This window comes from Pseudoalteromonas sp. CNAT2-18.1 (assembly GCF_022347865.1).
Classification (GTDB): Bacteria; Pseudomonadota; Gammaproteobacteria; order Enterobacterales; family Alteromonadaceae; genus Pseudoalteromonas; species Pseudoalteromonas ruthenica.
Map to the genome: position 1 here is coordinate 118,130 of NZ_JAKRFR010000001.1, position 26,495 is coordinate 144,624.

General features: G+C 47.1%; 29 protein-coding genes. 18 read left to right on the top strand and 11 right to left on the bottom strand.

Going from position 1 to position 26,495, the window contains the following annotated elements:
• The first annotated feature begins 8 nt into the window (after nt 1–8).
• Both MHM94_RS00540 and MHM94_RS00545 read left to right on the top strand, forming a co-directional pair.
• Complete coding sequence (locus MHM94_RS00540) at nt 9–893, top strand: LysR family transcriptional regulator (RefSeq protein WP_235418291.1); 885 nt, start codon at nt 9–11, stop codon at nt 891–893.
• The gene (locus MHM94_RS00545; RefSeq protein ID WP_053909389.1) at nt 886–1,188 is read left to right on the top strand and encodes an MGMT family protein; all 303 of its coding nucleotides are present in this window, start codon (nt 886–888) and stop codon (nt 1,186–1,188) included. Before MHM94_RS00540 ends, MHM94_RS00545 begins: the two co-directional genes overlap by 8 nt.
• 23 nt (nt 1,189–1,211) lie before the next feature.
• Here MHM94_RS00545 and MHM94_RS00550 read toward each other — a convergent pair whose 3' ends face one another.
• Complete coding sequence (locus MHM94_RS00550) at nt 1,212–1,838, bottom strand: hemolysin III family protein (protein ID WP_026111382.1); 627 nt, start codon at nt 1,836–1,838, stop codon at nt 1,212–1,214.
• 297 nt (nt 1,839–2,135) lie between these two features.
• Between MHM94_RS00550 and MHM94_RS00555 the strand changes: the two genes are divergently transcribed.
• From MHM94_RS00555 to MHM94_RS00625, 15 genes are all read left to right on the top strand, one after another.
• Nucleotides 2,136–2,387, top strand: a complete 252-nt coding sequence (locus MHM94_RS00555) for a hypothetical protein (RefSeq protein ID WP_022946802.1) — start codon at nt 2,136–2,138, stop codon at nt 2,385–2,387.
• A gap of 190 nt (nt 2,388–2,577) precedes the next feature.
• Nucleotides 2,578–3,141 (top strand): LON peptidase substrate-binding domain-containing protein, encoded by a 564-nt coding sequence (locus tag MHM94_RS00560; RefSeq protein ID WP_235418293.1) that lies wholly within the window; start codon nt 2,578–2,580, stop codon nt 3,139–3,141.
• 150 nt (nt 3,142–3,291) lie between these two features.
• Entirely contained in the window at nt 3,292–3,855 is a 564-nt protein-coding gene (locus tag MHM94_RS00565) for a sigma-70 family RNA polymerase sigma factor (RefSeq protein WP_045980206.1), read from the top strand.
• A complete protein-coding gene (locus tag MHM94_RS00570) occupies nt 3,848–4,519 on the top strand; it encodes a ChrR family anti-sigma-E factor (protein WP_022946806.1) in 672 nt (223 codons plus the stop codon). The genes MHM94_RS00565 and MHM94_RS00570 overlap by 8 nt, the downstream gene beginning before the upstream one ends.
• Entirely contained in the window at nt 4,519–5,469 is a 951-nt protein-coding gene (locus MHM94_RS00575) for a DUF523 and DUF1722 domain-containing protein (protein ID WP_045979960.1), read from the top strand. Before MHM94_RS00570 ends, MHM94_RS00575 begins: the two co-directional genes overlap by 1 nt.
• Nucleotides 5,470–6,855, top strand: a complete 1,386-nt coding sequence (gene phrB, locus MHM94_RS00580; RefSeq protein WP_151174185.1) for a deoxyribodipyrimidine photo-lyase — start codon at nt 5,470–5,472, stop codon at nt 6,853–6,855.
• Nucleotides 6,848–7,273, top strand: coding sequence for a nuclear transport factor 2 family protein (locus MHM94_RS00585; protein ID WP_138508255.1), 426 nt, complete (start codon nt 6,848–6,850; stop codon nt 7,271–7,273). Before phrB ends, MHM94_RS00585 begins: the two co-directional genes overlap by 8 nt.
• A gap of 3 nt (nt 7,274–7,276) precedes the next feature.
• Nucleotides 7,277–7,993, top strand: a complete 717-nt coding sequence (locus tag MHM94_RS00590; protein WP_053909394.1) for an SDR family NAD(P)-dependent oxidoreductase — start codon at nt 7,277–7,279, stop codon at nt 7,991–7,993.
• A complete protein-coding gene (locus tag MHM94_RS00595) occupies nt 7,990–9,246 on the top strand; it encodes an FAD-dependent oxidoreductase (protein ID WP_235418294.1) in 1,257 nt (418 codons plus the stop codon). Before MHM94_RS00590 ends, MHM94_RS00595 begins: the two co-directional genes overlap by 4 nt.
• Nucleotides 9,247–9,286: 40 nt before the next feature.
• A complete protein-coding gene (locus MHM94_RS00600) occupies nt 9,287–10,006 on the top strand; it encodes a DUF1365 domain-containing protein (RefSeq protein ID WP_235418789.1) in 720 nt (239 codons plus the stop codon).
• A complete protein-coding gene (locus MHM94_RS00605; RefSeq protein ID WP_235418295.1) occupies nt 9,999–11,261 on the top strand; it encodes a cyclopropane-fatty-acyl-phospholipid synthase family protein in 1,263 nt (420 codons plus the stop codon). Before MHM94_RS00600 ends, MHM94_RS00605 begins: the two co-directional genes overlap by 8 nt.
• Nucleotides 11,242–11,739, top strand: a complete 498-nt coding sequence (locus MHM94_RS00610) for a DUF2878 domain-containing protein (protein ID WP_235418297.1) — start codon at nt 11,242–11,244, stop codon at nt 11,737–11,739. The genes MHM94_RS00605 and MHM94_RS00610 overlap by 20 nt, the downstream gene beginning before the upstream one ends.
• Before the next feature lie 19 nt (nt 11,740–11,758).
• Entirely contained in the window at nt 11,759–12,259 is a 501-nt protein-coding gene (locus tag MHM94_RS00615) for a chalcone isomerase family protein (protein WP_235418300.1), read from the top strand.
• Nucleotides 12,256–12,783 carry a DUF3833 domain-containing protein gene (locus MHM94_RS00620; RefSeq protein WP_045979968.1) on the top strand — a complete coding sequence of 176 codons (528 nt, stop codon included), beginning with the start codon at nt 12,256–12,258 and terminating at the stop codon, nt 12,781–12,783. The genes MHM94_RS00615 and MHM94_RS00620 overlap by 4 nt, the downstream gene beginning before the upstream one ends.
• 129 nt (nt 12,784–12,912) lie before the next feature.
• Entirely contained in the window at nt 12,913–13,188 is a 276-nt protein-coding gene (locus tag MHM94_RS00625; protein ID WP_022946817.1) for an HU family DNA-binding protein, read from the top strand.
• A 101-nt stretch (nt 13,189–13,289) separates the two neighbouring features.
• On the opposite strand, the gene ilvN is transcribed toward MHM94_RS00625, so the two are convergent.
• The 8 genes from ilvN to MHM94_RS18480 all read right to left on the bottom strand — a co-directional run bounded on the left by ilvN (nt 13,290) and on the right by MHM94_RS18480 (nt 23,011).
• A complete protein-coding gene (ilvN, locus tag MHM94_RS00630) occupies nt 13,290–13,787 on the bottom strand; it encodes an acetolactate synthase small subunit (RefSeq protein WP_022946818.1) in 498 nt (165 codons plus the stop codon).
• On the bottom strand, nt 13,787–15,511 hold the full coding sequence (locus tag MHM94_RS00635; protein WP_235418302.1) for an acetolactate synthase 3 large subunit: 1,725 nt from the start codon (nt 15,509–15,511) through the stop codon (nt 13,787–13,789). The genes ilvN and MHM94_RS00635 overlap by 1 nt, the downstream gene beginning before the upstream one ends.
• A 369-nt stretch (nt 15,512–15,880) precedes the next feature.
• On the bottom strand, nt 15,881–16,888 hold the full coding sequence (locus MHM94_RS00640; protein WP_022946820.1) for an isocitrate dehydrogenase: 1,008 nt from the start codon (nt 16,886–16,888) through the stop codon (nt 15,881–15,883).
• 200 nt (nt 16,889–17,088) lie between these two features.
• Entirely contained in the window at nt 17,089–18,783 is a 1,695-nt protein-coding gene (locus MHM94_RS00645) for a hypothetical protein (RefSeq protein WP_235418304.1), read from the bottom strand.
• Nucleotides 18,758–19,150, bottom strand: coding sequence for a DUF3192 domain-containing protein (locus MHM94_RS00650; RefSeq protein ID WP_235418306.1), 393 nt, complete (start codon nt 19,148–19,150; stop codon nt 18,758–18,760). Before MHM94_RS00650 ends, MHM94_RS00645 begins: the two co-directional genes overlap by 26 nt.
• Before the next feature lie 25 nt (nt 19,151–19,175).
• Nucleotides 19,176–20,012 (bottom strand): flap endonuclease Xni, encoded by an 837-nt coding sequence (gene xni / locus MHM94_RS00655; protein WP_235418307.1) that lies wholly within the window; start codon nt 20,010–20,012, stop codon nt 19,176–19,178.
• Complete coding sequence (gene ppnN / locus MHM94_RS00660; protein WP_235418308.1) at nt 20,009–21,352, bottom strand: nucleotide 5'-monophosphate nucleosidase PpnN; 1,344 nt, start codon at nt 21,350–21,352, stop codon at nt 20,009–20,011. Before ppnN ends, xni begins: the two co-directional genes overlap by 4 nt.
• A 117-nt stretch (nt 21,353–21,469) precedes the next feature.
• Nucleotides 21,470–23,011 (bottom strand): GGDEF domain-containing protein, encoded by a 1,542-nt coding sequence (locus MHM94_RS18480; protein ID WP_235418309.1) that lies wholly within the window; start codon nt 23,009–23,011, stop codon nt 21,470–21,472.
• 174 nt (nt 23,012–23,185) lie between these two features.
• Here MHM94_RS18480 and MHM94_RS00670 point away from each other — a divergent pair, with 174 nt between their 5' ends.
• Entirely contained in the window at nt 23,186–24,955 is a 1,770-nt protein-coding gene (locus MHM94_RS00670; RefSeq protein WP_235418310.1) for a PDZ domain-containing protein, read from the top strand.
• Between the two features lie 42 nt (nt 24,956–24,997).
• On the opposite strand, the gene MHM94_RS00675 is transcribed toward MHM94_RS00670, so the two are convergent.
• Together MHM94_RS00675 and MHM94_RS00680 are read right to left on the bottom strand one after the other, a co-directional pair.
• The gene (locus tag MHM94_RS00675; RefSeq protein ID WP_235418312.1) at nt 24,998–25,774 is read right to left on the bottom strand and encodes a glycosyltransferase family 25 protein; all 777 of its coding nucleotides are present in this window, start codon (nt 25,772–25,774) and stop codon (nt 24,998–25,000) included.
• A 135-nt stretch (nt 25,775–25,909) separates the two neighbouring features.
• Nucleotides 25,910–26,416 carry a hypothetical protein gene (locus MHM94_RS00680; RefSeq protein ID WP_022946828.1) on the bottom strand — a complete coding sequence of 169 codons (507 nt, stop codon included), beginning with the start codon at nt 26,414–26,416 and terminating at the stop codon, nt 25,910–25,912.
• Nucleotides 26,417–26,495 lie beyond the last annotated feature (79 nt).

Genomic DNA, 26,495 nt, shown 5'->3' on the forward strand with positions numbered 1-26,495 from the left:
GTAATGTTATGAAGCTGGAATGGCTAAAAGTACTTGATGTGTTATCTCAGTGTCGCTCGCTCAGTGAGGCGGCGAAGCGTTTACATAAAACCCAGCCGGCGCTGACGATGATGGTTAAGAAAATAGAGCAGAGCGTCGGTTTTGCTGTGGTCAATCGTGAAGGTTATCGGTTTTCACTCACTGAACAAGGCCAGGCGTTTTGTCGGCGTGCTCAATATGTGCTGCGCGATATGGACGAATTGAGTGAGTTCTCCAGCGAGCTCGCCAACGGTAATGAGCCAAAGTTTCGCATCAGCTACGAGCAAGTTTGTGTTGGCGAAGAGCTCAGTATTTTGCTGCGCGATTGCTATCATGCCTTTGCTCACACCGAGTTTGAGATTGACAGTGGTCGGCGATTCACCGCGCTAGAGCAAGTTAATAGTGGTAAAAGTGATTTAGGGATTGGCCCCTGGTTTGATATTTTTCACGCCACCGGCGACTTAGAAAGTTTGCCGCTCGGAGACATTGAAGTGGGTGTTGTGGCTTCACCGGAGCTTATTCAACAAACTCAGATAAGTTACCGAGAGCTCCAAAGTTACCCCTGTGTGGCGATGTTTGAAAGTGATCTGCACTTTGAAAGTGGGCGGATGCCGTTTTTAAATCAAGCGGCGATGATGAAACTCGATGATATATTCGCGCTGCGCTCCATGTTGCTTGCAGGGGCGGGCTGGGCCTTAATGTGTCTCGATTTGTGTCAACAAGAAATAGCGACCGGGCAACTGCAAGTGATTCATCTGAGCGATAGGGAGCACGCGTTTCGTGCGCAGATTCGTGCGTTTCGCCGACATTCCCGTCATCACGGTCCGGTAGCTCGACATGTGTGGACAAAGTTGCAGGATATAGCCCATGGATAAAGCCGCGATGATTTATCAAGTGGTCGCTGCCATTCCTAAGGGTAAGGTATGCAGTTATGGTGAAGTGGCCAAACGAGCTGGCTTACCTGGCTATGCCCGCTATGTGGGCCATACCCTGAAAAACTTACCCTCTGACTCTCGCTTGCCTTGGCATCGGGTGGTAAACAGCCAAGGCAAAATATCGTTTGCGCAAGGCAGTGATGGGTTCACACGACAACAACAAGCACTGCTTGGCGAAGGCGTGCTTGTAATCGACGGGAAGGTCAATATGCGCCGTTTCGCTTGGCATATCTAACAGCGAGTGTGTGTTATTGGCAACTAAATAATGTATAGGTAAATGGCCAAAAAGTGGCAGGTACAGGCAACCAGCACGAATAGATGCCAGATGGCATGGCTGAGATGGCGATGTTTGGCGCTGTAAAATAAGGTACCCACACTGAATAATACCCCACCCAATACCAACAACCACATCGCGCCACCGGGCAGTGCAAGATAAAGTGGATAGATAAACGCAAGTGCTATCCACCCCATCACTAAGTAGGTGGCCAAAGAAATTCTCGGTCGCGGGATTTTTGCGGTTAATTTGAATATCACGCCAAATAAAGCCAACCCCCAAATAGCAAACATGCCTATCCAAGCCCAGTATCCGCCTAGCGCAAGTAATAAAAAGGGCGTGTACGTACCGGCAATTAATAGGTAGATGGCACTGTGATCAAGCTTTTTCAGGACGCGTTTGGCCTTGTCACTTACACTGGCGTGGTAAAGAGTTGAACTGACGAACATTAAAATGAGGCTGGCACCGTATACGCTGGTCGCCACCACAGCGGTTATGGATTCGCTGACGAGCACCATAGCAACCAAGGCCACAATAGCGAGTAAGGCACCAAGACCATGGCTTAACCAGTTTAACTTTTCTTCAAACGGGGAATAACCACTCACTTGCATCTGTTTTAACTCATTATTACTTGCTTCGACGAACCAACTATAACTGTTCAGCGTACACATGTACACCCAAATAAAAGTGTTAATTCGGAACAAAACTCGGTTGGTTTAAATCGCTAATTGCAGTGTGAAAAAAGCTAAAAAATAGTTTTTACTTTATACAGCTAATTTAGTACTTCGCCTGTTTGAAGATAAAAATCCAGTTATTACATGGGGTTAAAAAATTTATTGGTTTTGGCACAACCTTTGTAATAGATGATGCGACTAATTAAACAATACCTTAACAACAGGAACATCATCATGAAAACGTTAACCAAGGCAACAATTCTGACTTCCGCTTTATTTGTAAGTTCAATGGCAAATGCGAACTCTCTCACTCAAGAAATTGAACAGGCTGTTCGCTCTGCTGCAAACGAAGCGTATTCATCGCTCATCCAGTCACAGAAACAGGCACTACGTGATGCAACTCAGACGTTATTTTCCGAGCAGCGCCAGGCATCAGATAAAGCGTCTGATAAAACGAATGCGAAGGAGCAGGGTGATGACGCTTAATTTTGCCTTACTGGGGCTTATGCTGCTACCCGTAGCAAGTTTGTTTGGTACCTACCTAGGCATTAGTGTCTGCCGTAATTTCGGTTGGTGGGGAGAGTAGTTGTCCTCACCCTAACTATTTCACTGGCTATCTGATCGGCATTAACAGACATGACGTAGTATACGCACTACCCACCGTCCTAGGATTATTATGAAGTATGCCGTGTTCCCTCTGCCGCTGGTGTTGTTGCCGCAGGGCGTGACCAAGCTCAAAATTTTCGAGCAGCGATACATTCACATGGTAAAAGAGTGTCTGCGCGAACAACGCGGCTTTGTTATCACCCCATTAGCCAAGGAAAATGACGACCAGACAAGCGAATTTGGTTGCCTAGTTAAAATTATCGATTTTGACCAAGACCCGACAGGCCAGTTGTTGATCACTGTGCAAGGTGAAAGCCTGATGCGCATAGATAACATAACCTACCTCGATAACGGCTTACGCTATTGTACCCACCCCACTGAAATAGAGACTGCGACGGTGCCTGAGGTTGAACTTACCGATTTGGCGCAGGCGTTAAAATGGGTGTTAGACAATAATCCAGAGCTCAAATGCCTATATGATTGCCCTAACTACGACGATGCCAAGTGGGTTGCCTATCGCTGGTTAGAGATATTACCTGTTGATTATAATCAAAAAAAGTTAATAATCCGTGATCACAGCTTTGAACAACTGCTCGACTTCCTCCATACTGTAATTAATTTCAACGAGCGATGATCTATCGCGCCACTCCTTGCGTAAATCTCACAAATAAAAGCATTATTGAGGCAGCCAATGGGATTGCAAAGCGTGTTAGACAAGCCGTGTAACAAGTCTCCGCAGCAAAGTATTGCACCAAGCGGTGGCAATCAAAGCAAAGGAAGAAACATGGGCAGTGAAACTGAGCATTTGTCAGATGCGTTAGTGCGCGTCGCAGAGCATCGGGACAGAAGCGCATTCGCAACGCTGTTTTCTTATTTCGCACCAAAGATAAAACGCTTTGGCATTAAGCAATACAACAATGAAGCGTCGGCGATGGAGCTGGTGCAAGACACCATGACGTCAGTTTGGCGTAAAGCTCACCTTTACCATCCGAGTAAAGGTGCAGCGACGACTTGGGTTTATACCGTAATGCGTAATGCATCTTTCGATGCGCTGCGCAAAATGCGCAGCAATAAAGAAGATACCTTAAGCGAAGATATCTGGCCGTTGGTGCAGCATCATGAAGAAGAGCAAGAAGTGTTTGGCGATCATTTACAGAGCCAACTCTTGCAGCAGCATATAGACAAGCTTCCCATCGCCCAGCAGGAGGTGGTTAAGGGAGTGTATTTTCAAGAAATGTCGCAAGAGCAACTTGCGAAGCAGTTAGGCGTACCAGTTGGAACCGTGAAGTCGCGGTTAAGATTGGCGCTCTCAAAGCTAAGAAATCATCTGGGAGCAGAGCATGATTAAATTTCACCCGAACACACAGTTGTTAGAACAACATGTGCTTGGCGCATTGCCAGCTTCGCTGAGCGTGGCAATTTCAGCTCACCTTGAGCTTTGCGATGACTGTTGCGACACCGTCGCAGCATTAGAGCAGCGCATTGGTGAACAAACGTTTACAGATGACGCCGGTGAGGAGCTCACTGGGTCACAAGAGCTGCTTGACGCGCAGATGAGCGCCATGCTCAGTGATATTACTGCAGATACAGACGTCGATGATTTTGCCATTCAAAGTGCAAAGCAAATATCCGTTGGTGATAGAAACATCACGTTACCACGTGCATTGAGCCATGTGGGCATGTCGAGGTTTGTTCAGGCCGGCAAGCTCGCGCGTTCGCGCCTGGAGCTTGATGAGGGCAGTATTCGCACCAGCTTATTGTACATCGCTCCAGGGGGAACCATTCCCGAGCATACGCACACAGGTTTTGAGTTGACGCTATTGCTTGATGGCACCTTTACCGACGAAGAAGGAGAGTATCAACCGGGCGATTTTATATGGCTAGATCATAAGCACGACCATACTCCTTACACCGAACAGGGGTGTTTGTGCTTGGCAGTAGTCAATAGTGCACTACACTTCAATAAAGGCTTAAGCAAATTGCTGAACCCCATTGGCGAGCTTATATATTAATGGATAAATCGTTGAAAATAGGTATTAGCGCGTGTCTTACTGGCGAAAAAGTTCGCTTTGACTCTGGGCACAAGCGCTCTAACTTTTGCATGGATGAGCTGGCAAAGCACGTGCAGTATGTGCCCTTTTGTCCAGAAGTGGCAATTGGCTTACCCATTCCTAGGCCGACCATTCGCCAAGTGCGTAAAGACGACGTGATAACCGTGTGTCGCCCTGATGGCAGTGGCGAGGTTGGCAACGACCTTAAAAACTACGGGCAGCAGGTGGCACAGAATCAAGGCCAACATCTAGATGGGTTTATATTCTGTGCTAAAAGCCCTAGCTGTGGCATGGAACGAGTCAAAGTCTTTAATGAAGCTGGAACGGGCAATACATCAGAGGGTGTAGGCTTTTTCAGCGCCGAAATAATGAAGGCTAATCCGCTACTCCCTTGTGAGGAAAATGGCCGACTCAATGACATGCACCTGCGCGAAAACTTTGTTATGCGGGTTTATGTTTATCATAGCTGGCGCAAGCTGCGTGAGTCAGGATTAAGCGCTCATCGGCTGACTACTTTTCACTCTTTGCATAAATACCTATTGATGAGTCACAACTATCAAGCCTACCGTGATTTAGGCCGGTTGCTCGGCAGTATCGAAGGGGATGACATCGAAGCTATTGCCGATGAGTATATCCTTGGCTTAATGAATGCGTTGAAAAAGCCTGCGTCGCGCAAAGCACATACTAATACCTTGATGCACTTGCAGGGGTATTTCAAACAGCACCTCGGTAAAGAGGAAAAGCAAGAATTACGTGCGGCAATCGAAGACTACCGCCAGGGGCTTGTGCCTTTATATGTGCCGCTAACATTATTGCGTCACCACCTTACGGTGCATCCAAATCCTTATTTAGCGCAACAAGTTTACTTTAATCCCCACCCAAACGATTTAAAGCTGAGGTATGGTATTTAAATGAGTTCATTGTTCTGGTTTCGGCGCGACTTGCGCCTTTATGCAAACGAAGCTTTAATTGAAGCATTAAACAACGGCGCAAAAGACGCCGTTTTCTTTGTCTGCGAGAAACAGTGGCAACGGCACGACATGGCGCCCATTCAACGGGATCTCATGCTGCGACGTGTCGATTATTTGGGTCAGCGCCTGAGTGAGCACGGTATTCGCTTGCACGTATTGGATGTTGATGAATTTAGTGACATACCCGCATCGTTACAAGGGTTATGTAACAGCTTGAGCGTCAAGCATGTTTATGCCAACCGCGAATATGAAGTGAATGAACGCCAGCGTGACAGCCAATGTGCGCAATTAGCTCTTGAGTTTCATTGGTTTGATGGCGATGTAATTGCCCCGCCAGGCTCGGTGTGTACAAAAAGCGGTGACATGTTTCGCGTGTTTACCCCATTTAAGCGTCAATGGCTAAAGCAGTATGAGCAAAGCCACTTTTCATTGCCGTCATGGCCGTCGTTACATAACGCGATAAAGTGGCAGACGCCTCGTTGTTTGCAAAGTGACGGTGAATCGCAAAAATGGCCGGTTGATGATGATTCACTTAGCGCGATTGTTGAGCGCTTTATTGACGATAAGCTCACCACTTATGAACAGCAGCGAGACTTTCCAGCGATTAAAGGCACCTCCGGGTTGAGCCCATACTTGGCACTCGGAATAATCAGCGTTAAACAACTGCTCGTTAACGTACAGCAGCGCCACCCTGATATTTTGCAAAGCGCAAAAAGTAACCTCTTTAGTTGGGTCAACGAACTGATTTGGCGAGAATTTTATCGCCATCTTATTGTTGCTTATCCGCGTTTATGCAAACACGCTAACTTTAACGCCAAGTACGACGCCGTGAAATGGCGTGAAAGCGATAAAGATTTTAACGCTTGGTGTGAAGGAAGAACGGGTTACCCTCTGGTGGATGCAGCAATGCGACAATTAGTGCAAACAGGGTGGATGCACAATCGTCTACGTATGGTGGTGGCAAGCTTTCTGACCAAGCATTTACTTATCGATTGGCGCGCTGGTGAGCAGTTTTTTATGCGTCACCTGATCGATGGTGACTTGGCATCAAACAATGGCGGATGGCAATGGGCGGCAAGCACTGGCTGTGACGCGCAGCCTTACTTTCGTATTTTTAACCCGATAACGCAAAGTGAACGTTTTGATCCAGATGGCGAATTCATCCGTAAGTACCTACCAGAGTTAGAAAAAGTGCCTGCTAAGCAGATCCACTTTCCGCACCAATATCTAGCAGCAACTCAAAGCAACAGGTATTGGCCAGCGATAGTTGATCATAAAGCGGCACGCGAACGTGCCTTAGCACGATTTAAGGTGGACGATGAATAACGCGCTTGAGCAATTTGTGTCAGTTTATCAGCGTTTGGATAAGCATAACCTAGACTTGCTGCATGAAGTTTATGGCGAAGCCATTCATTTCCAAGACCCCCTTCATGAAGTTAAAGGGTTGCAGCAACTAAGGCGATATTTCGCCAACTTGTATGCCAATGTTAATCACTGCACATTTGATATTAGCCAACAATTTGCTTTTGATAATCATGCATTTTTGTATTGGACCATGCGCTTTTCACACCCCAAGTTAAATGGTGGCAAAGAGGTCGCGGTTGCAGGGCACAGCTTTTTGCAATTTGATCAAGGCAAAGTCATCCACCATCGCGATTACTTTGATGTAGGGGCTATGTTATACCGACATATTCCTTTGCTTGGCAAAGTAATCAAGCTCGTTGACAACAAAGCAGGGAGTTAGGCTATGAAAGTATTAATTACAGGGGCAACATCGGGTATCGGTGAAGCTCTGGCTAAGCGCTATGCGCAGCAACACGATGTTATAGCGTGTGGGCGAGACGAACAAAAGCTTAAAGAGTTAGAAGACAGTCAAGGCCAAGGGCGTATTAAGGGATTATCGTTTGATGTCACCGAATTAGAGGCTATTAAATCAGCCACCACCGACATAGACGAGCTTGACTTGGTGGTGCTCAACGCCGGTAACTGCGAATACGTTGATGATGCGCGTCATTTTGACAGCGCACTATTTGAGCGCGTTATTACCATCAACCTTCTGAGCCTTGGTTATTGTCTTGAGGCGCTGTTGCCGAAACTTAAATCCGGTGCCCACCTCGCCATTGTCTCCTCCAGTGTCACATATTTACCACTGACGCGGAGCGAGGCATATGGCGCATCGAAATCAGGCGCGACTTATTTGGCAAAATCCTTGGCTGTGGATCTCAAAGACATTGACGTGAGCGTTATCCACCCTGGTTTTGTGAAAACGCCATTGACCGATAACAATGACTTCCCTATGCCCATGGCCGTCAGTGCAGAGCAAGCCGCTGAATACATGTATAAGGGGCTGCAAAAACGGCGCAAAGAGATTCATTTTCCGAAAAGATTCACATTTATTTTAAAACTGCTGCGCGTGCTGCCTTGGCCGCTGTGGCGCAAAATTGCAAAAGGAATGGTGCGGTGAAGAAAATCGCAGTAATAGGTAGTGGTATCGCGGGCCTCAGTAGTGCCTATTTGTTGAGTAAAAAGTATCATGTTGATGTTTTCGAAAAGAACGATTACATCGGTGGCCACACCGCCACAGTGGATGTTGAGGTCGGCGGACAGCAACACAGTGTCGATACTGGTTTTATTGTTTTTAATGATCGCACCTACCCGCGTTTTGAAAAGTTGCTCGCTGAAATTGGCATAGGTCGCAAGCCTACACAAATGAGCTTTAGCGTGCACAACGTGGACACAGGCTTTGAATACAATGGCCATACATTGACCACTTTGTTTGCCCAGCGTCGCAATCTATTGCGACCGAAGTTTTGGCATTTGTTGTGGCAAATAGTCCGTTTCAACCGGTTGTGTAAGGACCTTTATCACAGCGGCGAATATAAGCAAGGCGACACCTTAGGTCGCTTCCTTGATAGGCATGGGTTTAACGATTTCTTCCGCAATCATTATATTTTGCCTATGGGGGCGGCGATTTGGTCAACGTCGATCAAAAAGATGCAAGACTTTGGCATCGAGTTCTTCATCCGCTTCTTTTACAACCATGGCCTGTTAGATATTACCAATCGTCCGCAGTGGTATGTGATCCCAGGCGGTTCTCGTGAATACATCGGTCCGCTAACGAAACCCTTTAAAGATAATATCTACCTAAATGCGAATATAGAAAAGGTGTTTAGGCACCCAGATGGCGTGACGATTCATATGCAAGGCGGTGAGATTTACCATTATGACGCGGTGGTGTTTGCGTGCCACTCCGATCAGGCCCTTGCGTTGTTAGGCGATGCCACCGAAAGCGAGCAGCAAGTGCTGGGCGCGATGCCTTATACTGCCAACTCTGTTGTTCTACATACTGATACTAGCTTGTTACCTGAACGTCGTGCAGCGTGGGCCAGCTGGAATTATCGCCTTGATAACAACACCGAGCAAGCCGCAGTTGTCACTTATCAAATGAATATCCTCCAAGGTTTGCACAGCAACCCACCGTTGTGTGTGACTCTCAATTGTGATGACGCTATTGATGATAGTAAGGTGCTGCGCCGTTTCACTTATCATCACCCTGTATTCAACAGCGACAGTATCGCCGCGCAACAACGCCGAGATGAGGTTAATCTCGCAGCCACTTACTATTGCGGCGCATACTGGTACAACGGTTTTCACGAAGATGGCGTGCGCAGTGCTGTAGATGTAGCCAAAGCGCTAGGGGTCGACTTTGAGCACTGAAACCGTGCAGGAACCGCTACTGACCCAAGGGTGCGCGATCATGCTTGGCGATGTGCGTCATCGGCGTTTTGAGCCCGTTTTTCATGGTTTTAATTACCCACTGTACATGATGTGGGTAGATACTCAGCACCCAGAGCAGCTTGATGGCATACACCCTTTGGTTGGGACTCAGGGCTGGAAGGTGCTGCGGTTTAACCAAGGCGATTACTTGCGTGATGAGCACGGCTCGCTGTTTGAACGCGCTGTGCTTAAAGCACAGCAACTGGGCGTAGAGCAAGAGATAGCCCAAGTTTACATGTTGGTGCAGCTGCGCTGTTGCGGTATTTACTTTTCTCCGGCCAATTTTTACTTTTATCGTTATCGCGATGACAGCGATTTCAGTGTCATGGTTGCCGAAGTGAGTAATACTCCTTGGAATGAGCGCCACTATTATTTAGTTGATTTACAAACTAAAGTGAACTTTAAAAAGCAGTTTCACGTATCGCCTTTTATGAATTTGGATATGCATTACCATTGGCGAGTGAAAGCCAAAAACCGGGCGATGCTTATCCATATTGAGAACAAACGCCAGCGGCAGAAATTATTTGATGCCACCATGCGATTGCAACATCAAGGGTTAGAGCGTCGTGCGTTCACTAAGGTGTTGCGGCGTTTTCCTATAATGACACTGAGTGTCATGCGCGGGATATACTGGCAAGCATTAAGGTTATTGTTAAAGCGTGTGCCGTTTTACGCTCACCCAGGAAAGAAAGATGGATAGAGTTACCCAAGTAGAAGCAAAAAAATCAATCAGTTGGAAGTCTCAGATCGCTAAACGCTTTGTCTTGGCAGCAATGAGAACCTTAAAACACGGCTATGTAGAAATGCATTTTCGTGGTCAGAGCTATCAGTTTGGCAATAACACCTCTTCGCTTAGAGCTCGTGTGGATATAAGCGATGCACGTATGTTCGATGCGTTTGCCTTTGGCGGCAGTATTGGTGCGGCGGAGTCCTTTATCGATGGCCATTGGCAATGCGATAACTTGACGGCCTTGGTGGAGATTTTTGTTCTCAATCAAGACCAGCTCGATGAATTTGAAGGTCGCTTCGCCTTTTTCAGCGCAATCGCGTACCGACTCAAGCACTTGCGTAATCGTAACAGCACGCAAGGCTCCAAAAGAAACATTGTTGCTCATTATGACTTGGGCAATGAATTATACGAGTCGTTTTTAAGCGATGAAATGCTTTATTCCTGCGCCGTTTATCCTCAAGCAGATGCAACCCTTGAGCAAGCGCAAGCACATAAATTAAAACTGATATGCGAACGTGTGCAGTTGGCCGATGGCGACCAGGTTGTCGAGATTGGCACAGGGTGGGGCGCCTTTGCTATCTATGCCGCTACCCACTATGATGTCCATGTAACGACTACAACCATCTCAGATCAACAACATGCCTATGTGCAGCAAAAAATCGCGCAGCACGGCTTAGAAGATAAAATTACCCTCTTAAAGAAAGACTATCGACTGCTTGAAGGACACTACGACAAGCTTGTCTCTATAGAAATGATTGAGGCGGTAGGTCATGAGTACCTCGGTGAGTTCTTCAGCAAATGCAACAGCCTTCTAAAGCCCAGTGGTGCCATGCTTATTCAGGCTATCACCATTAATGACCAGCGCTACAGTAAATACGTAAAAGAAACTGACTTTATTCAACAGTACATCTTCCCTGGCGGGTGTTTGGTGTGTGTTGATGAAATGAGTAAGCATTTGCGTAAAAACACAGACCTGGTCATGCATGAATTACATGATATTGGCCTTCATTATGCTCGGACGTTAGCTGATTGGCGCGCTCGCTTTGAAAAGGCGTGGCCGCAATTGCAAGGAGCTAAATTCAACAGCGCCTTCTATCGCCTTTGGTTGTATTATCTGGCTTATTGCGAAGGGGCATTTCGCCAGCGGGCAATTAGCACTGTGCATTTAAGTGCGCGTAAGCAAGGCTTCAACGGTGGTGATGATCATGTGGCGCTTAGCTACTAATTTTATTTTGTTTCAAAGCTGCTGGTGGGCAGCTTTTGTTTGGCAAAACGATGCGTTGCCAATGATGGCGGCGCTGATTGTGATGATGCTTGCGCTCTCTGATAAGCGCAAGCAAGACATACTGTTACTTGCCAGTCTCCCCATTGCTTTATTACTCGAAACGAGTGCTGCGCAATTTGCACTACTGCAATTCGAAGGTGCTTGGATACCCTGGTGGCTCGTCTTATTATGGGTTTCCCTTCTGCTAACTATCAATCATTCATTGCGGTTCATTACGCGATTGCCGTTGTGGCAATGCTTTGTCTTATGCTGGGTGTGTGCACCATTTAGCTACCTAGGTGCTGCTCGCTTTGACGTGCTGTCAACGCCCTTGCCTTGGTGGCAATTCTACCTTGTATATGGGCTGCTCTGGGCCAGTGCTTTTACCGTGATTATTGTGATCAATCGCCTTGCAGGGCGCGTAGAAGATAATACCTAGTTATTACGGATGATTTTTCATGAAATACCTTCCTATCATTATGGCATTGACCCTGGGTGGTATGGCGCCATCACCGGCGTGGTCACAGGTCTCCCTCAAGGCGGTTGGTGAAGGGGTTATGAGCTATATGTTCTGGGACCTATACCGCGCGAAGTTAGCAACGACCGATGGCGACTACCAAGCCGGAGAGCATCCAGTGCGCTTGACCCTCACCTATCTCAGAGATATAGAAGCTAGCGACATTGTTAAAGCTACATTTGATCAGTGGCGACACCTTGATAAGGCGCAGTACGTCAGTGAATATGGCGATACATTACAAGGCTTATGGCCGGATATCACAGAAGGGGATTCATTGGCTTTTGAGACCAATGAGCAGGGCGTGGGTACTTTTTATTATAACGGTGAAAAGTTACAAACCATCGAGCAACAGGCTTTTAGCGAAGCGTTTTTGGCAATATGGTTGTCGCCGAACACCAGCGAGCCAAAACTACGTCAGAAGTTAATAGGAGCAAGTGAATGAAGTCATTACGCGTTTATTTAGGTGTGTTTGTATTGGCGATATTGACTGCCTGTTCGGCCTCCATCGAGGATTATGAAGGAACTGAACCAAAATTTGATTTTAAACAGTTTTTTTCCGGTGAGTTAGTTGCCTATGGCATAGTGCAAGATTACTCAGGCGAGGTCACACGGCGTTTTCGCGTTGATATGCAGGCCTCATGGCAGGGAAACAAAGGCGTTATTGACGAGCAGTTCTATTATCAAGACGGCGAGCAGGACACCCGTGTATGGCGCATAGAGCTGGGTGAAAATGGCACCCTTACCGGGACCGCCAATGATGTGGTTGGCACCGCGCAAGGGGTGACCAGAGGCAGTGCCTTCAACTGGAAGTACACCCTCGAAATTCCTTATGACGGCGATACCATGACGGTAGACCTCGACGATTGGATGTACCTTGTCACAGAATCTAGGTTGATCAACCGCACCGCAATTGATAAGTTGGGATTGGAGGTTGGCGAAATCACGCTGGTGATAGAAAAACGCTAAAACTCTGTGCCTAAGGGCTCTCCAGAGGAGAACTTTTTCAGAAAATGTGTGATTTGCGGTTGCCAAGTCAGTAAAAATGCATAATGATAGATTTGCTAAGGCAAAAAAATAACGAATAGGAATCAAACAATGAACAAAGCTCAATTAGTCGAAAAGATCGCCAATGATGCAGAAATTTCAAAAGCAGCGGCGAGCCGTGCACTGGACGCGTTCACAGGTGCGGTGACTAACTCTTTGAAAGATGGTAACTCTGTCGCGCTAGTAGGCTTCGGTACTTTCTCAGTTAAAGAGCGTGCAGCTCGTACCGGCCGCAACCCTCAAACAGGCGCAGAAATCCAAATCGCTGCTGCGAATATCCCAAGCTTCAAAGCGGGTAAAGGTCTGAAAGACTCAGTAAACTCTTAATCAGTTTACTAACAATTGTGAAAAAAGGGCGGTTTCGCCCTTTTTTACGTTTAAAGCTCTGCAATTCATAATTAGTCAATGAGGTGCCGGCCGTCTTGTTGCTACCCTTTCAAGGCTTTATCGCCACGTCCTAAACCGATAGCCCCAGAACGCACCATTTCTATGACCTCTGTTTCATGGCGCAAGGTATCCAAAAATGATTCTAGCTTCTCAGTGCTTGCGGCGAGTTGTAATGAATAGCTGATCCGCCCCATATCCAAAATGGCGCCGCCAAATACATCAACAACTCGGGTTACTGCTGCGCGTGTGCTTTCATCTTGGGCTACAACCTTAACTAATAGCAATTCACGTTCAATGTGACTTTGTTCGGTTAAATCAATGACCTTGAGCACATCCACTAATTTATTAACTTGTTTGAGGATTTGCTCAAGAATACGATCGCCGCCCTGCGTGGTAATAGTAATGCGCGATAACGATGCATCATCGGTGGTGCCCACCGCGAGACTATCGATGTTATAAGCTCGCTGGGAAAATAAGCCGACGATGCGCGAAAGTGAGCCAGGTTCATTTTCTAATAAGATTGATAATATTCTACGCATTATGCTTTCACTCCTTTTTTCAGCCACATATCATCAATTGCGCCTAGTTTGATTTGCATCGGGTAAACATGCTCTAGCTCATCAACACGCACATCTAAAAAGACCAAACTATCGCTGATACTAAGCATCTCATCAATGGCGCCATCAAGCTCATCGGGATGATCAACGCGTATACCAACATGGCCATAGCTTTGCGCCAGTTTGACAAAATCAGGTAGGGACTCCATGTAAGACGACGAGTGACGACCGCTGTACATCATATCTTGCCATTGACGCACCATGCCTAAGGAACGATTGTTCAGTGATACAACTTTGACCGCCAAGTTATACTGCAAACAAGTTGATAGCTCCTGTATGTTCATCTGAATGGAGCCGTCTCCAGTGATACATATTGACTCGCTATCACGATAAGCAAGCTTAACGCCCATCGCTGCAGGAAGACCAAATCCCATGGTTCCAAGGCCTCCGGAATTGATCCATTGGCGAGGATTTTTAAAGGGGTAGTACTGGGCAGCAAACATTTGGTGCTGACCCACATCGGAACTGATGTAGGCATCGCCGTTAGTGGCTTGGTAAAGCTTTTGAATAACCGTTTGTGGCTTGATTTTTTCACTGCCTGCACTGAAGCTAAGGCATTTTTGTTCACGCCAACGATTGATTTGCTGCCACCAATCTTCTTGGGCGCTTCTATCAATGGCAATATTCGATGTGTTGATAGCGGTTAATAATTGTGTCAGTACAGTGTCTAAGCAACCAACCACCGGAATATGCGCGCTGATAGTTTTAGAAATTGAAGTTGGGTCAACATCAACATGGACTATGGTTGCGTCTGGGCAGAACTTATTCACGTTATTGGTAACCCGATCATCAAATCGAGCACCTAGAGCTAAAATAACATCCGCATTGGCCATCGCTTTGTTTGCTTCTAAAGTGCCATGCATGCCTAACATACCGATAAAGTTTGGATGCTCACCGCTCAACCCACCGAGTCCCATTAACGTATTAGTACAAGGGGCGTTAAGCGTCTCTACCAGTTCGGTGAGCTTATCGCTGGTGTCGGAGAGAACGATACCGCCTCCTGAATAAATGACCAATTTTTTAGCGTTAAGAACCGCATTGACCGCTTTTTTAATTTGTTTTGGGTGGCCTTTCTTGTTGGGGTTATAGGTTCGGATCTGGATGTCACCTGGAAATTCAAAAGGGAATTTCTGGGTTGGGTTAAGTACGTCCTTAGGGAGTTCAACAACAACCGGACCCGGGCGACCGCTACTGGCAATATAAAATGCTTTGGCAAGCATAGTGGGAATATCTTTTGCGCTGCGGCAGTTGAAACTGTGTTTAACGATAGGCCGTGAGCAACCGACAATATCCGTTTCTTGAAAGGCATCGTCACCGATAAGGTTGCTGGGTACTTGCCCAGAGATCACCACCATGGGGATAGAGTCCATGTAGGCAGTGGCAATACCGGTTACGCAATTAGTCGCTCCGGGACCGGAAGTGGCCAAGACCACACCCACTTTCCCAGTCGCACGGGCATACCCGTCGGCCATATGCGTAGCTGCCTGCTCGTGACGCACCAAAATATGCTCAAGGTCCTGCTGTTCAAATAGCGCATCGTATAAATCTAATACCGACCCCCCTGGATAACCAAATATATACTGAACGCCTAGTTCTTTTAGCGCGGCGACGACTAACTCTCCACCGTTAAACTGTTGCTCATTCATCCTCATTCCTTAAAAAAAAACCCCCGCTTAAGGGCGGGGGTTTGTTAGCGTTATATGTTCGCTCACGTAGGCCCCGTAGTCTTGGTTAAGACCACCACGAGAATCACAACGAGAACGACGACATTAAACATGGGTAAACACTTTTATACTCAACAATGGCTTCTATTGTTAAGCTTTTGAAAGCACACTGTCAACCCCGAGCAAGATGAATTTTGAATAAAAAATACGTAATGAGAGTTTAAATTAACCTGCTTAGAATAAAGTTGTCCTAATGGTAAAGTTTTTAGCAAAAAAAAGACCGGTATCGAACCGGTCTTAGTCAGGTTATTCAATCATCATGACCACCTGTATGCAGAGTTTTTTTCCTGCTTACAGACGCTCAATAACGGCAGCGGTAAAGTCTGTGGTGCCGTGCTCGCCACCCAAGTCGCGAGTGGTACGGTCGCCGCTTTTAATGACATCAGCAACTGCTGCGCGAATTCGCTCTGCTTTGTCACCCATGTCTAAGTATTCAAGCATTTGAATGGCTGCGAGAATAACGGATGTTGGGTTTGCCAGGTTTTTGCCTGCAATATCAGGGGCACTGCCGTGAACAGCTTCAAAAATAGCCGCGTCTTCGCCAATGTTAGCGCCTGGGGCCATACCTAGACCACCTACTAAACCAGCACATAAGTCCGAAAGGATGTCACCGAACAGGTTAGTGGTTACGATAACGTCAAATTCCTCAGGATTCATGACTAGTTTCATACAAGTTGCATCAACGATCATTTCCGCTGATTCAATATCAGGGTAACGCTCACCCACTTCACGAGCCACTTTTAAGAACAGCCCTGAGGTTGATTTCAAGATGTTTGCTTTGTGTACTGCAGTGACTTTTTTACGGCCTTCACGACGTGCTAACTCGTAAGCAAAGGTTACGATTTTCTCAGCGCCATCGCGCGTGATTTTAGACATCGCTTCGGCTTCGTTACCGTCCTCTGAAACCACCTGGCCTAGACCAGAGTACATACCCTGGGTATTTTCACGAATGGTGATAATATCGATGTCGTCATAGCGCGCCTTGGTGCCAGCGAAAGATTTTACTGGGCGAACATTAGCGTATAGGCCAAACTGTTTACGAAGTGTGACATTGATTGAAGTAAAACCTTCGCCTACTGGTGTAGTTAATGGACCCTTTAGCGTGATTTTATTACGGGAAATGGCTTCGAGCGTTTCTGGTGGTAAAAGTTCACCAGTTTTTTCAAGCGCGGCTAGACCAGCATCAATGTATTCGTAATCAAACTCACAACCGACGGCATCAAGAATTTCAATTGCCGCGTCGATAATGCTTGGACCGATGCCATCGCCTTTGATGACGCTAATGGTTTGCTTAGCCATGTAACCTATTCCTTAAAACTGATAGATGTGTCCACCAACGACGCCAACGCTGCTACCAAGAACAGTAAAATGAACGTTTAGGGTGGATTAATTTACGTGAGAATTCAGGGGCGTTTTATAGCAGCAAAGGCGCTATTTTTCCAGTATATGGCTTTTAAATATACCTTATACCGACTATAAATATGGTGAATTAAGCTAAGTTAAATGCCATTGTGTGGTGCGCAAGATAAGGCGCGATCGACCAGCCGCTCGATTTTGGTACTGGGTCCTTGCCAATCGACCATGGTTTGCTTAACCAACTGCTGTTGCCAAGCACTTGCCGTCGCCGGCCCAGAGAAGGTGTAGAACAAGATGATTTTTAACGTACAGCATAGCCGCGCATTGCTGTTTAACTGGTCGAATGGTTGTTGTTCGCTGTTTAATAACGCATTGACCCACTCATTGTTGCCAATATGACGGGTCAAATAATGGCGCAACGCTTCATTATCATATTGTTGCACCCCAAGGAGCGTCGCCAGTGGGCGCGCTATATCTTGTTGCATGGGTGTTTTCAACGGGTTTAACGCAATGGTACGAGACAACCGCTGTGGGCACTCAAAAATAAAGAAATTGAAATAACATAGTAATAAGGCTGATAGTCGCTCATGCTGAAGGTCTTTTGTTTGCCTTGCGATATCTTCAACGATGCGAATGGCACTGTGCACTCGAGCTTGGAGAAACTGCGCCATTGGGTGACACAGTTGCAGCATCTTTTCTTCCAACATCACTCGGGCAATAAAATCCCCGACGCTGTAAAGCCCAACCATGGAAAGCGCGTGACGCAAAGAGCTGGCCTGTTGTGCACCGCGATTATATTGGCTCGCTTGCATCATGATTTGCGCAACGAGCGTGTCGTCTTGTGCGATGACTTTCTCAATATCGCTATAACCATGGGCACCACGAATTTGTGCGACAATGGCATCATGATCGCGCTGCGCCTGAGGCGCAGAGCTGGCGCGTTGTACAGGGATACTGGCGCGGGCACTCACTGACGACCAACTGCGATAACGCACCGGTTGGCGGTATTGCCAGTGAGGGTTGGCGAGCAGTCGAAAACGAGACTTAGTGGCCTGGGCATCGGTGAAAATATACTGACCATCAGGGTGGCAGCCCATGTATAAATAGTCATTCTCTTCAAAGCGCTGTCGCGAACCAAGAAGTTGTGGTGAATAGAAATCGACCAACGTATCGCAGTCTTGCTGGATGGCAACATTATGAGTGGCTTTATACAACTGCGCGCAGGCATTAAAGAGGTGCAACGGCCGTGTTGCTGTCATTTGCTCTGCTAAAATGCTGGCGCAGGCCACAATGCGCGTATAACCATCATATAGAGGCGCGCGTTGATGACTGATAATTTCGCGGCGATAGCGTTTTAGCTTGGCGATGATCTGCGTTAGCGCAGGTTGCTCTTCGCCGCTGAGCGACAGCATCTTCAGGCTCAGTAATGCGCTTTGGCTAAACCGTTGGCGCTCTGCACTGTTTAGAGCCTCGCCATTATGGCGCTTATTGAGCAGTGATAGTACTGATATGTCAGCGCTGAGCGCCGCCATCATCATTACTTGCGTATCACTGCGGTGGTAATTATGAGCGCGGCACAATCCGGCCACGATGGCGACGCGTTTTAGACGCAGGCTCTGTGCATAAGCAAGGTTTTGTATATGGGTCGATAGCAGCCATTGAAACAAACCGTTTTGCTTATGGGCTAACACACTTAAGCGCTCACTGAGACCGAGCAGGGCAGGGTATAAGCTAGACCACTGCGAGCGCGACAGTGCGGCTTTGTCAAAGCGTACTATGTAGTCAATAACGCGGTCGAACTGCTCGACGTATTTAGGATTGTAAGTCGACTTTGTCATAGGCAAGCTCGGCTTGCTGCCCCCATACTAAAAGCTTTTTATTTTTAAACAGCAGCCCGGTGCATTCATCTTTGGTGGTGATGCCATCGGCCTTTTTGTGCTGAGTGCGATAAAAGACTATTTGGTAAATATCATTGCCTCGGCGTTTTACAAAAGTTAGATCCGGTGTACCCAGGGTATCAAGGACCTCTTCTATGGGCATTGAATCGGCAGAGTCGAGGCTTGCGATAAACCGTTTGTTATAGGCTTCTCTGTCCTGCCATACCATGGAGCCAGGGTCATCCTTGTAAAAGGTCATCACGAGCGTCGCTATCAGTGCATACACACCAATACCTAACACCACATAACGTAATACTTTTTTTAACATTGTGATACTGCGTCCACCAGCCAATTTAACTCAGTATACCGGGCTTGGCGCTGCTTTGCGAAGTCGAGTGCGGTGGAAGAACAATTTGCTGCGCCCCGTTGTGAACCCGAAACTGCTTCAGACTTACGCCAAGGTCAATATCGCAGCGCAGCGATACCAAATGTAAAGCGCGCACGTACTGTGGCAAATTATTGGTTAATTGTCGCTGAATTTTATTTTCAGGTGCTTGCGCTAGGGCGTGCTGAACGCTGTCGTACTGAGTGAGTAATGCCTTTGCTGATTTTATACCTATGCCATTTACACCTGGGATATCATTGGTTTTGTCGCCCACCAAGGCGAAATACTGAGTCAGTTGCGCCACGCTAACGCCGTATTTGTCTTGTACCTGCTGAGCATCGCGAAAAGATTTGCCAAAGTAGTCATATACTTTGATTTGCTCACTTAACAGTGGTAAGTAGCCTTTGTCCGTGGACACAATAATACATTGCATGGTCTGCGGCGCTTTACTGGCCAGGGTCGCTAATACGTCGTCCGCTTCTTCATTATCTACACTCAAGGAGCTTATTTGGGCGGCGTGAAATGCGTGTGCAAAACGGCCTAAATTGGATTTTAGGCGCTGCGGCATCGGTTTGCGCGATATCTTGTAATCAGGGTAGTAAGCATGACGCCAGCTGCTTTGTCCATCGAAGGCCGCAACCGCATAATGGGGCTGATATTGGTGCATTAGCTTATTAATGGCGTTACTGGTTCGCTGCAGCGCTGCTTCAATGGCAGCATCGCTATCACTACCATGTTGAGACTCGCACACCGCATAAATGCGCCGAATCAAGTTCAGCGCATCAATAAGTAGAAAGTGCATCATGTCTTAATGGTATAACAAGGGATGTAGGTGCTGCCTGGCAACTTCATGCGCCCTTGGGCCACAAAGGCACTTAACAAGGTATCCATCTTACGCATTAACTCAGGATCGCCAGATAGCTCAAACACACCATGCTGTTTGATAGCGCGGATCCCTTCATCTTTAACATTGCCAGCAACAATCCCCGAGAAAGCACGGCGTAAGTTGGCGGCAAGTTGTTGCTTCGGCTGCTCTAAATGCAAGTTCAAAGACGCCATATTCTCATGGGTTGGGGCAAACGGTGCCTGGAATTCAGGCTCAATACGCAGCGTCCAATTGAAGTAGTAGGCATCACCCTGTTGGCGACGATAGTCGCGCACATCTTGCATTTGCGCTTTTAATTTACTGGCGACTAATGCTGGGTCGTCAATGATCACCTCAAACTTGTCCAGAGCTTGCTCGCCTAAGGTGTCGCGTACAAAGCTGACTATTTCATCGAAATAGTCCTTACTTTGTGCAGGCCCGGTAAGTATCACCGGCAGCTGTTGCTTCTGATTCTCAGGGTGCAACAAGATGCCAAGTAAATATAACAGCTCTTCTGCAGTGCCTGCGCCACCTGGGAAAATAATAATGCCATGGGCAACGCGAACGAAGGCTTCCAGGCGTTTTTCAATGTCCGGTAGAATGACCAGCTCGTTAACAATTGGGTTGGGTGGCTCTGCAGCGATAATACTGGGTTCGGTGAGGCCGAGGTAACGCGGGTTGTCAACGCGTTGCTTGGCATGGCCTATCGTTGCGCCTTTCATTGGCCCTTTCATGGCACCTGGGCCACATCCTGTACAAATATTCAGGCCACGCAGACCGAGTTGATAGCCCACTTCTTTGGTGTATTTATACTCGACTTCATTAATAGAATGGCCACCCCAACACACTATCATGTTCGGATCGGTGTTCACTGGCATGGCATCGGCATTGCGAAGCATGTCGAAGACCATGTGGGTTATCGCTTTTGGATCGGGTTCTACCATCGCTTGGTGTTTTTGACAAATGAATAAGATATCGCGAATGACTGAAAAAATATGTTCATGGATACCACGAATGATATCGCCATCGACAAAAGCGGTTTCAGGGGGGTTAGTCAGCTCTATTTTGATTCCTCGCTCGCGGGCGACTAAACGAATGTCGAAGTCTTGAAAGCGATCGTAAATCTCGGCGCTGGAATCGGTATGACTGCCCACGTTGAGGACCGCGAGCGCACAATTGCGAAAGAGCCGATAACGGTCAGTGGTCGATTGCGCAAGCAAATCTACTTCTAATTGTGAAAGAAGGTTTAATACGCCAGTAGGATTAAGCTGTACTTGCATTGCTGCTCCTTAATTTAATGCATGTGGCGAGTGCTAAAAATGACTAGCACTTAAAAATAGATGGTCAGCTTGAGTTGTTTTTGACACAGTCACAGCAATAACGCAATGCCTTGGAGGTTAACTGGACAAAATTAACCGGTCTCTCCCTGCATTCTTGGCCTCATAAAGCGCTTTATCAGCGCGGTCGAAAGCACTGAGTGCAGTGTCGTCGGCGTTAATTTGGGTGACCCCAATAGACACCGTGATTTGCACCTGCTCATTTTTGAACTTAAAAGGAATACTACGAATAGTGTGGCGCAGCTTCTCTAGCGGACGAACAACGTTATCGATGGATACGTTTGGCATCAGCATTACGAACTCTTCACCGCCAAAGCGAGCTATAAAGTCGGTACTGCGAATCGATTTTTTCATCGCCGTGGCCAAAACCTGCAGGGTTTTATCACCGGCACTGTGGCCATAACTATCATTAATGGACTTGAAGTGGTCGACATCAATGACCACCAAGCACAAGGGGGTCTGATGGCGTTTAAAGTGTTTCAGCTCAAGATCCATGCGCTCATCAAAGGCAATACGATTTGGCAATTTAGTCAGCCCGTCTTGCAGTGACACCAGACGTTGACGCTCAAGCTTGGTTTCATATTGTGCAACTTGCTGCTCCAACGCCTCGACTTGAGATTGCATACTGTGCAACGCTTGGCTTAGGGTGTCCCGTTGCTGCGCCTCTAATTTCTCTTTACTCAGTAATTGCTCGGTCAGGGCAGAGAGCTTAGATTCAACAGTTTCTTTGAGCGTTTGAATATCGGTCGCTTGCGCGGTTTGCTCACTCAAGTGATTGATGTTTTCATCAATTTGGCGATATACAGCACTGATTTTGCTATCTAATTGCTTGGAGCGGTCGCTGGTTTTAGCGATGGCTTGCTGCAATTCCGACAGGTTGTGATTTAACGCGGCAAGAAAGTGCTGAGCAGACTGGCGCTCTTTACTCAGGCTCAAGACGATGACGCGCATAATTTCAACGCTGGCATTGAGTAAGTTATCGATTGTATTGGCAGCATTAATTTGTGATTTTAATTGCCGTAGATGCTCAGCCAATTCCCCTTCTAAGGAGATCTCACTGCTCAGCGCGTTAAGCTCATCAATTAAGGGCTGTAGTTGAGTATTATCGCTTGTGTCATCATCCCCTTGCTGACTACGACTGGCCATCACTTGGTCGTATATGGTGACTAATCGCTCTAGTATCGGCAAAAAGTCGACAGCGGTTTGTGCGTCGACCAGCTCAGTATTAAGTAGATGGCGCAGGGTGCGTCTTAGCTCGGCGGGAATACCTTTACGCTTTTGCAAATTAACGCCTGCCGCCTGCACACCCTGATGCAAGGCACGAAAACGCGCTTCCAGATTGGCTTCATGGCGAGACAGTAAGTCAGTGAGCTCGTCAATCACAGGGAGCAGGTCTTGATAGTTGGCGCCTTTGTGTAACAACTTTCTAAATGCGGCAAGACGGTTATCTAGCTCGATATCCATGCCTTTACACACCAAGGATAACTTGGCAATAAATTGCGCGAGGGTACGAACTTGCTCTTGGCGGGTGTTCTCGATTGTTTGCCGTTGGGAGACGGCGGAATTAAGCTTTTTTCTTAAGGCGTCGAGCTGCTCAGACACACCCGTTTTCCTTCTGTCTTACTATAGATTTTAGTGTACAACAATTTTCTTCGCTTTTCTGAACTACTCACCGATTTTTTGTTGTGAATCAGTAATTGGGCGCAAATGCTTGTTGTTTGTGCGCCCGACTTGGTAGGGTGGCGGCCATAGTATCATTTCTCTTTAGGTTTGAACGTGAAAAAAGCTTTACTGGGGGCCGCTATGGTTGCCCTTAGCCACTGCGCGCTTGCAGATACGCAATACACATTAACTATCGATGACGGTACACATCATTTGGGTGATGTACAGGTCCAATTTGATAAAATCGGACAAAGCTATATCGATGCCAAGCTACCAGCATGGCGCACGGGGCGCTACGACATATTAAATCTCGCCAATGGTGTGCGTTATTTCGAGGCCCTAGACAGTGAAGGTGATACGCTGAAATGGCAAAAAGTAGATAAAAGCACGTGGCGCATTTTTTTGGATAAACCCACAGCGGTGACCTTGAATTACCAAGTGTATGCCAATCAACTAGGCCTGCGTTCGCGCCACATTGACGACAGTCACGCTTTTATTGATGCCTCTGGCTTTTTTATGTTTAGTGAAGCAACCCGCAACGAGCCTGTTTCTGTGCAGCTTGATGTTCCTAAGCAATGGCGCTCCGTATCGGGAATGGATAATGGCGACAATGACCATCACTTTATCGCCAATAATTACGATGTATTGGTGGACTCCCCCATAGAGAGCGGTATTAACAGCCATTATGAATTTACCGTTGACGGGCGCGATTATGAGCTCGTGATTTGGGGCCAAGGTAACTATGACGCCGAGAAAATGGTCACTGATTTAACCACCTTGGTAAAGACCGGTGATGTTATTTGGCATGATTACCCGTACCAGCGTTATGTGTTTATGGTGCATGCAACGTCCGGCGCTCGCGGTGCGACTGAACACTTAAACTCCACCATCATTCAACGTCATCGCGACAAGTTCGCCAAGCGTGAAGACTATTTGGGCTTTATTGCCACCGCAGCCCATGAATTTATTCACACCTGGAACGTTAAAGCTTATCGCCCTGAAGGGTTAGTGCCTTATGATTACCTAGCGCCTAATTACTCGCGTTTATTGTGGCTTGCTGAAGGGTCGACCAGCTATCTTGAGGATCACCTTCTGCTGCGCAGTGATTTAATGAGCAAAGAAGAGTTTTTTAAAGATTTGGGTAAGCGCATAGACCGCCACTTGAAGACACCAGGACGCGAGGTGCAAAGTGCAGCACATACCAGTTTTGATAAATGGATTAATGCTGGCGGCGATCATGGTCGTAACTTTAGTACCAATATCTACTCTGAAGGCTCGCTGATCTCCATGGTATTAGATTTAAAGCTGCTAAGCGACTCTGATGGCGCGGTAAGTTACCGTGATGTACATCGTGAACTGTACAAGCGCCATCGTCTGCCTGAAGGGTTTAACGAGGCGGATGTGTTGGCCATTCTCAACGATATCAGCGGCCAAGATTACACGCAGTGGTGGCAAAACCATGTTGATAGTCCACTGCAGGTCGATTTCGATTCTTTATTGGCGACGGTGGGGCTGCAGCGTACCTACTCAGAAGATGCCAAACAAAGCCCATCGCTAGATGTGCAAGGTAAGCTTGACAATGGCTTGATTGAGTTAACCCATGTGCGCAGAGACGGCGCTGCTTGGCAAGCGAACCTCACAGCAGGGGACAGCATCGTGGCTATCAACGGCAAGCGAGTCAGCAGCGATTTAGCTACCTTGGTTGAGCAATTCGCGGTGGGTGAGCAAGTTGAGATCACGTATTTTCGCAGAGATAACCTAAGAACCACCACGCTAACACTCGGTGGCGAATACGATGAGGCAGCGACAATCAAGGCCGTCGATAACCCGACAGTGGCGCAACAAGCGCTTTTCAAAGCCTGGATGGGAGTTGATTTAGTCTAGTCGCATAAATGTGGCGTGCGCTTTACCTGCACGCCACTCTTATTAATGAGAGCGAGAGTCTAAGTGCTGAGCATGGCTCTTGAGATTTTTAATCAAGTTTTTTCTCGCCATGATTTGTGCTGGCAAGGTGGTCAGCGCCAGCCACTGTTTTTGCAGTGGGTAGGGCTTGGGTTTATTTCGTCCTTTTGCGGCGATATCGCTGTCAAAAAAGTTATCTTGAGCGACGGGATAAGGCTTAATACTGACAACGTCAACACCGGTTTCCCAGCAATATTGAATATCGGTATCTACCGGGCGGCTGATCTTGGTACTATGAGCTAATAGCTGTTTCGCACCTTGGCGGCTAATGACATAAGCACAGCAGCCACTCATGGGCTTATCATGCACCACTAAGTGCTGTTCATCACTGATTTGGGTGCTGTACTTCACTGGACGCTCCCGGCCTTGATAACTGCATAACTTAACGATATCGATAGCCATGTTGGTGTTTATGATTGCCGAAATACTGTCGGCTAAATCACCACACAAGGTAAAGTCGTCCTCTAAAATTACCGCATACTCAGCACCGCTTTGTATCAAGGTTTGCCAACAGCGGCGATGGCTTAAATAACAACCAATTTCACCGGCACTAAGAGGGCGATAAAAATGACGGCGATTAGCCGCCTCGCTGTAAACAGCGGACACTTGCTCTGCAGTTAAGGTTTTGCCGTTAACCGCCTCTATGCGTTCAAAGTCAAGTTGTTGGGCGTGAAGCTGTTGCTCGGCGCGAGCCAGGCGTTCTTGGCTGCCAGCCAAGTTAATGACATAGATAGGAACCATCATCCTCTCCTGTGATGGGTATGGGGCCAGTGTGGCGAATATTTAAGGCACTAAGATGTAGAAAAAATGACAACCAGATGACATCAGCGGCCGCTGTCCTTTTTAAAGGGCCGCTGTAGCAGTGGTGTTTATGCCTTATTTAACGCTAGTTCCTACCTCATAAGAGGTCATCCATGGGGTTCGTTTTGATAAAGATTTACCAGTATGTATAGAAACAACGGGGGCAGACTCATCAAGCACAAAGGTCGTGCGTAGTGAGTTGGCAGACTCTTTTTGCTTTTCAAACCAATTTTCGCCCAAGCACTGACGAGTGAACTCCACCGCCTTGTTATGAATGCTAAGGGCTTGGGTTTTATCCTTATAACTTTCTTGGCAATGATAGTTCATGGTTTTATCATTAAGGGCGCTTATTTGGCAGCTTTCACCAATTAAGTTATAGCGTGATTGCCAGCTATCCATGTACTTTGATTGAATGCGTCCAAGCTTCAACCCCTCAAATTGGTTATCATATGCACCAACAAGCGCTTCTATTTTGTCGCAGGGACTGAGTTGGTCGACATATGCTTGATTCTCTTTTTGTTGCGGGCTGGTGCAACCACTAATAACAACCAGCGCCGCTAAGGTAGGATAAATTGCCTTCATGCCAATGAGTTCCTTAATTGGGGTATCCACAGGATACCCAACCAAAGGCCATGCTGGCAATATTTACTGTTAATTAATA

Excerpts from the sequence above, each read along its gene's own strand:
- MHM94_RS00675 (WP_235418312.1), bottom strand. The coding sequence starts at position 25,774 with ATGGTTCCTATCTATGTCATTAACTTGGCTGGCAGCCAAGAACGCCTG.
- xni (WP_235418307.1), bottom strand. The coding sequence starts at position 20,012 with ATGATGCACTTTCTACTTATTGATGCGCTGAACTTGATTCGGCGCATT.
- ilvN (WP_022946818.1), bottom strand. The coding sequence starts at position 13,787 with ATGCGTAGAATATTATCAATCTTATTAGAAAATGAACCTGGCTCACTT.
- MHM94_RS00635 (WP_235418302.1), bottom strand. The coding sequence starts at position 15,511 with ATGAATGAGCAACAGTTTAACGGTGGAGAGTTAGTCGTCGCCGCGCTA.
- MHM94_RS00555 (WP_022946802.1), top strand. The coding sequence starts at position 2,136 with ATGAAAACGTTAACCAAGGCAACAATTCTGACTTCCGCTTTATTTGTA.
- MHM94_RS00600 (WP_235418789.1), top strand. The coding sequence starts at position 9,287 with ATGCTTGGCGATGTGCGTCATCGGCGTTTTGAGCCCGTTTTTCATGGT.
- MHM94_RS00640 (WP_022946820.1), bottom strand. The coding sequence starts at position 16,888 with ATGGCTAAGCAAACCATTAGCGTCATCAAAGGCGATGGCATCGGTCCA.
- MHM94_RS00610 (WP_235418297.1), top strand. The coding sequence starts at position 11,242 with ATGTGGCGCTTAGCTACTAATTTTATTTTGTTTCAAAGCTGCTGGTGG.
- MHM94_RS00545 (WP_053909389.1), top strand. The coding sequence starts at position 886 with ATGGATAAAGCCGCGATGATTTATCAAGTGGTCGCTGCCATTCCTAAG.
- MHM94_RS00575 (WP_045979960.1), top strand. The coding sequence starts at position 4,519 with ATGGATAAATCGTTGAAAATAGGTATTAGCGCGTGTCTTACTGGCGAA.
- MHM94_RS00605 (WP_235418295.1), top strand. The coding sequence starts at position 9,999 with ATGGATAGAGTTACCCAAGTAGAAGCAAAAAAATCAATCAGTTGGAAG.
- MHM94_RS00565 (WP_045980206.1), top strand. The coding sequence starts at position 3,292 with ATGGGCAGTGAAACTGAGCATTTGTCAGATGCGTTAGTGCGCGTCGCA.
- MHM94_RS00585 (WP_138508255.1), top strand. The coding sequence starts at position 6,848 with ATGAATAACGCGCTTGAGCAATTTGTGTCAGTTTATCAGCGTTTGGAT.
- MHM94_RS00680 (WP_022946828.1), bottom strand. The coding sequence starts at position 26,416 with ATGAAGGCAATTTATCCTACCTTAGCGGCGCTGGTTGTTATTAGTGGT.
- MHM94_RS00550 (WP_026111382.1), bottom strand. The coding sequence starts at position 1,838 with ATGCAAGTGAGTGGTTATTCCCCGTTTGAAGAAAAGTTAAACTGGTTA.
- MHM94_RS00560 (WP_235418293.1), top strand. The coding sequence starts at position 2,578 with ATGAAGTATGCCGTGTTCCCTCTGCCGCTGGTGTTGTTGCCGCAGGGC.
- MHM94_RS00540 (WP_235418291.1), top strand. The coding sequence starts at position 9 with ATGAAGCTGGAATGGCTAAAAGTACTTGATGTGTTATCTCAGTGTCGC.
- MHM94_RS00570 (WP_022946806.1), top strand. The coding sequence starts at position 3,848 with ATGATTAAATTTCACCCGAACACACAGTTGTTAGAACAACATGTGCTT.
- MHM94_RS00645 (WP_235418304.1), bottom strand. The coding sequence starts at position 18,783 with ATGACAAAGTCGACTTACAATCCTAAATACGTCGAGCAGTTCGACCGC.
- phrB (WP_151174185.1), top strand. The coding sequence starts at position 5,470 with ATGAGTTCATTGTTCTGGTTTCGGCGCGACTTGCGCCTTTATGCAAAC.
- MHM94_RS00615 (WP_235418300.1), top strand. The coding sequence starts at position 11,759 with ATGAAATACCTTCCTATCATTATGGCATTGACCCTGGGTGGTATGGCG.
- MHM94_RS00620 (WP_045979968.1), top strand. The coding sequence starts at position 12,256 with ATGAAGTCATTACGCGTTTATTTAGGTGTGTTTGTATTGGCGATATTG.
- MHM94_RS00590 (WP_053909394.1), top strand. The coding sequence starts at position 7,277 with ATGAAAGTATTAATTACAGGGGCAACATCGGGTATCGGTGAAGCTCTG.
- MHM94_RS00625 (WP_022946817.1), top strand. The coding sequence starts at position 12,913 with ATGAACAAAGCTCAATTAGTCGAAAAGATCGCCAATGATGCAGAAATT.
- MHM94_RS00650 (WP_235418306.1), bottom strand. The coding sequence starts at position 19,150 with ATGTTAAAAAAAGTATTACGTTATGTGGTGTTAGGTATTGGTGTGTAT.
- ppnN (WP_235418308.1), bottom strand. The coding sequence starts at position 21,352 with ATGCAAGTACAGCTTAATCCTACTGGCGTATTAAACCTTCTTTCACAA.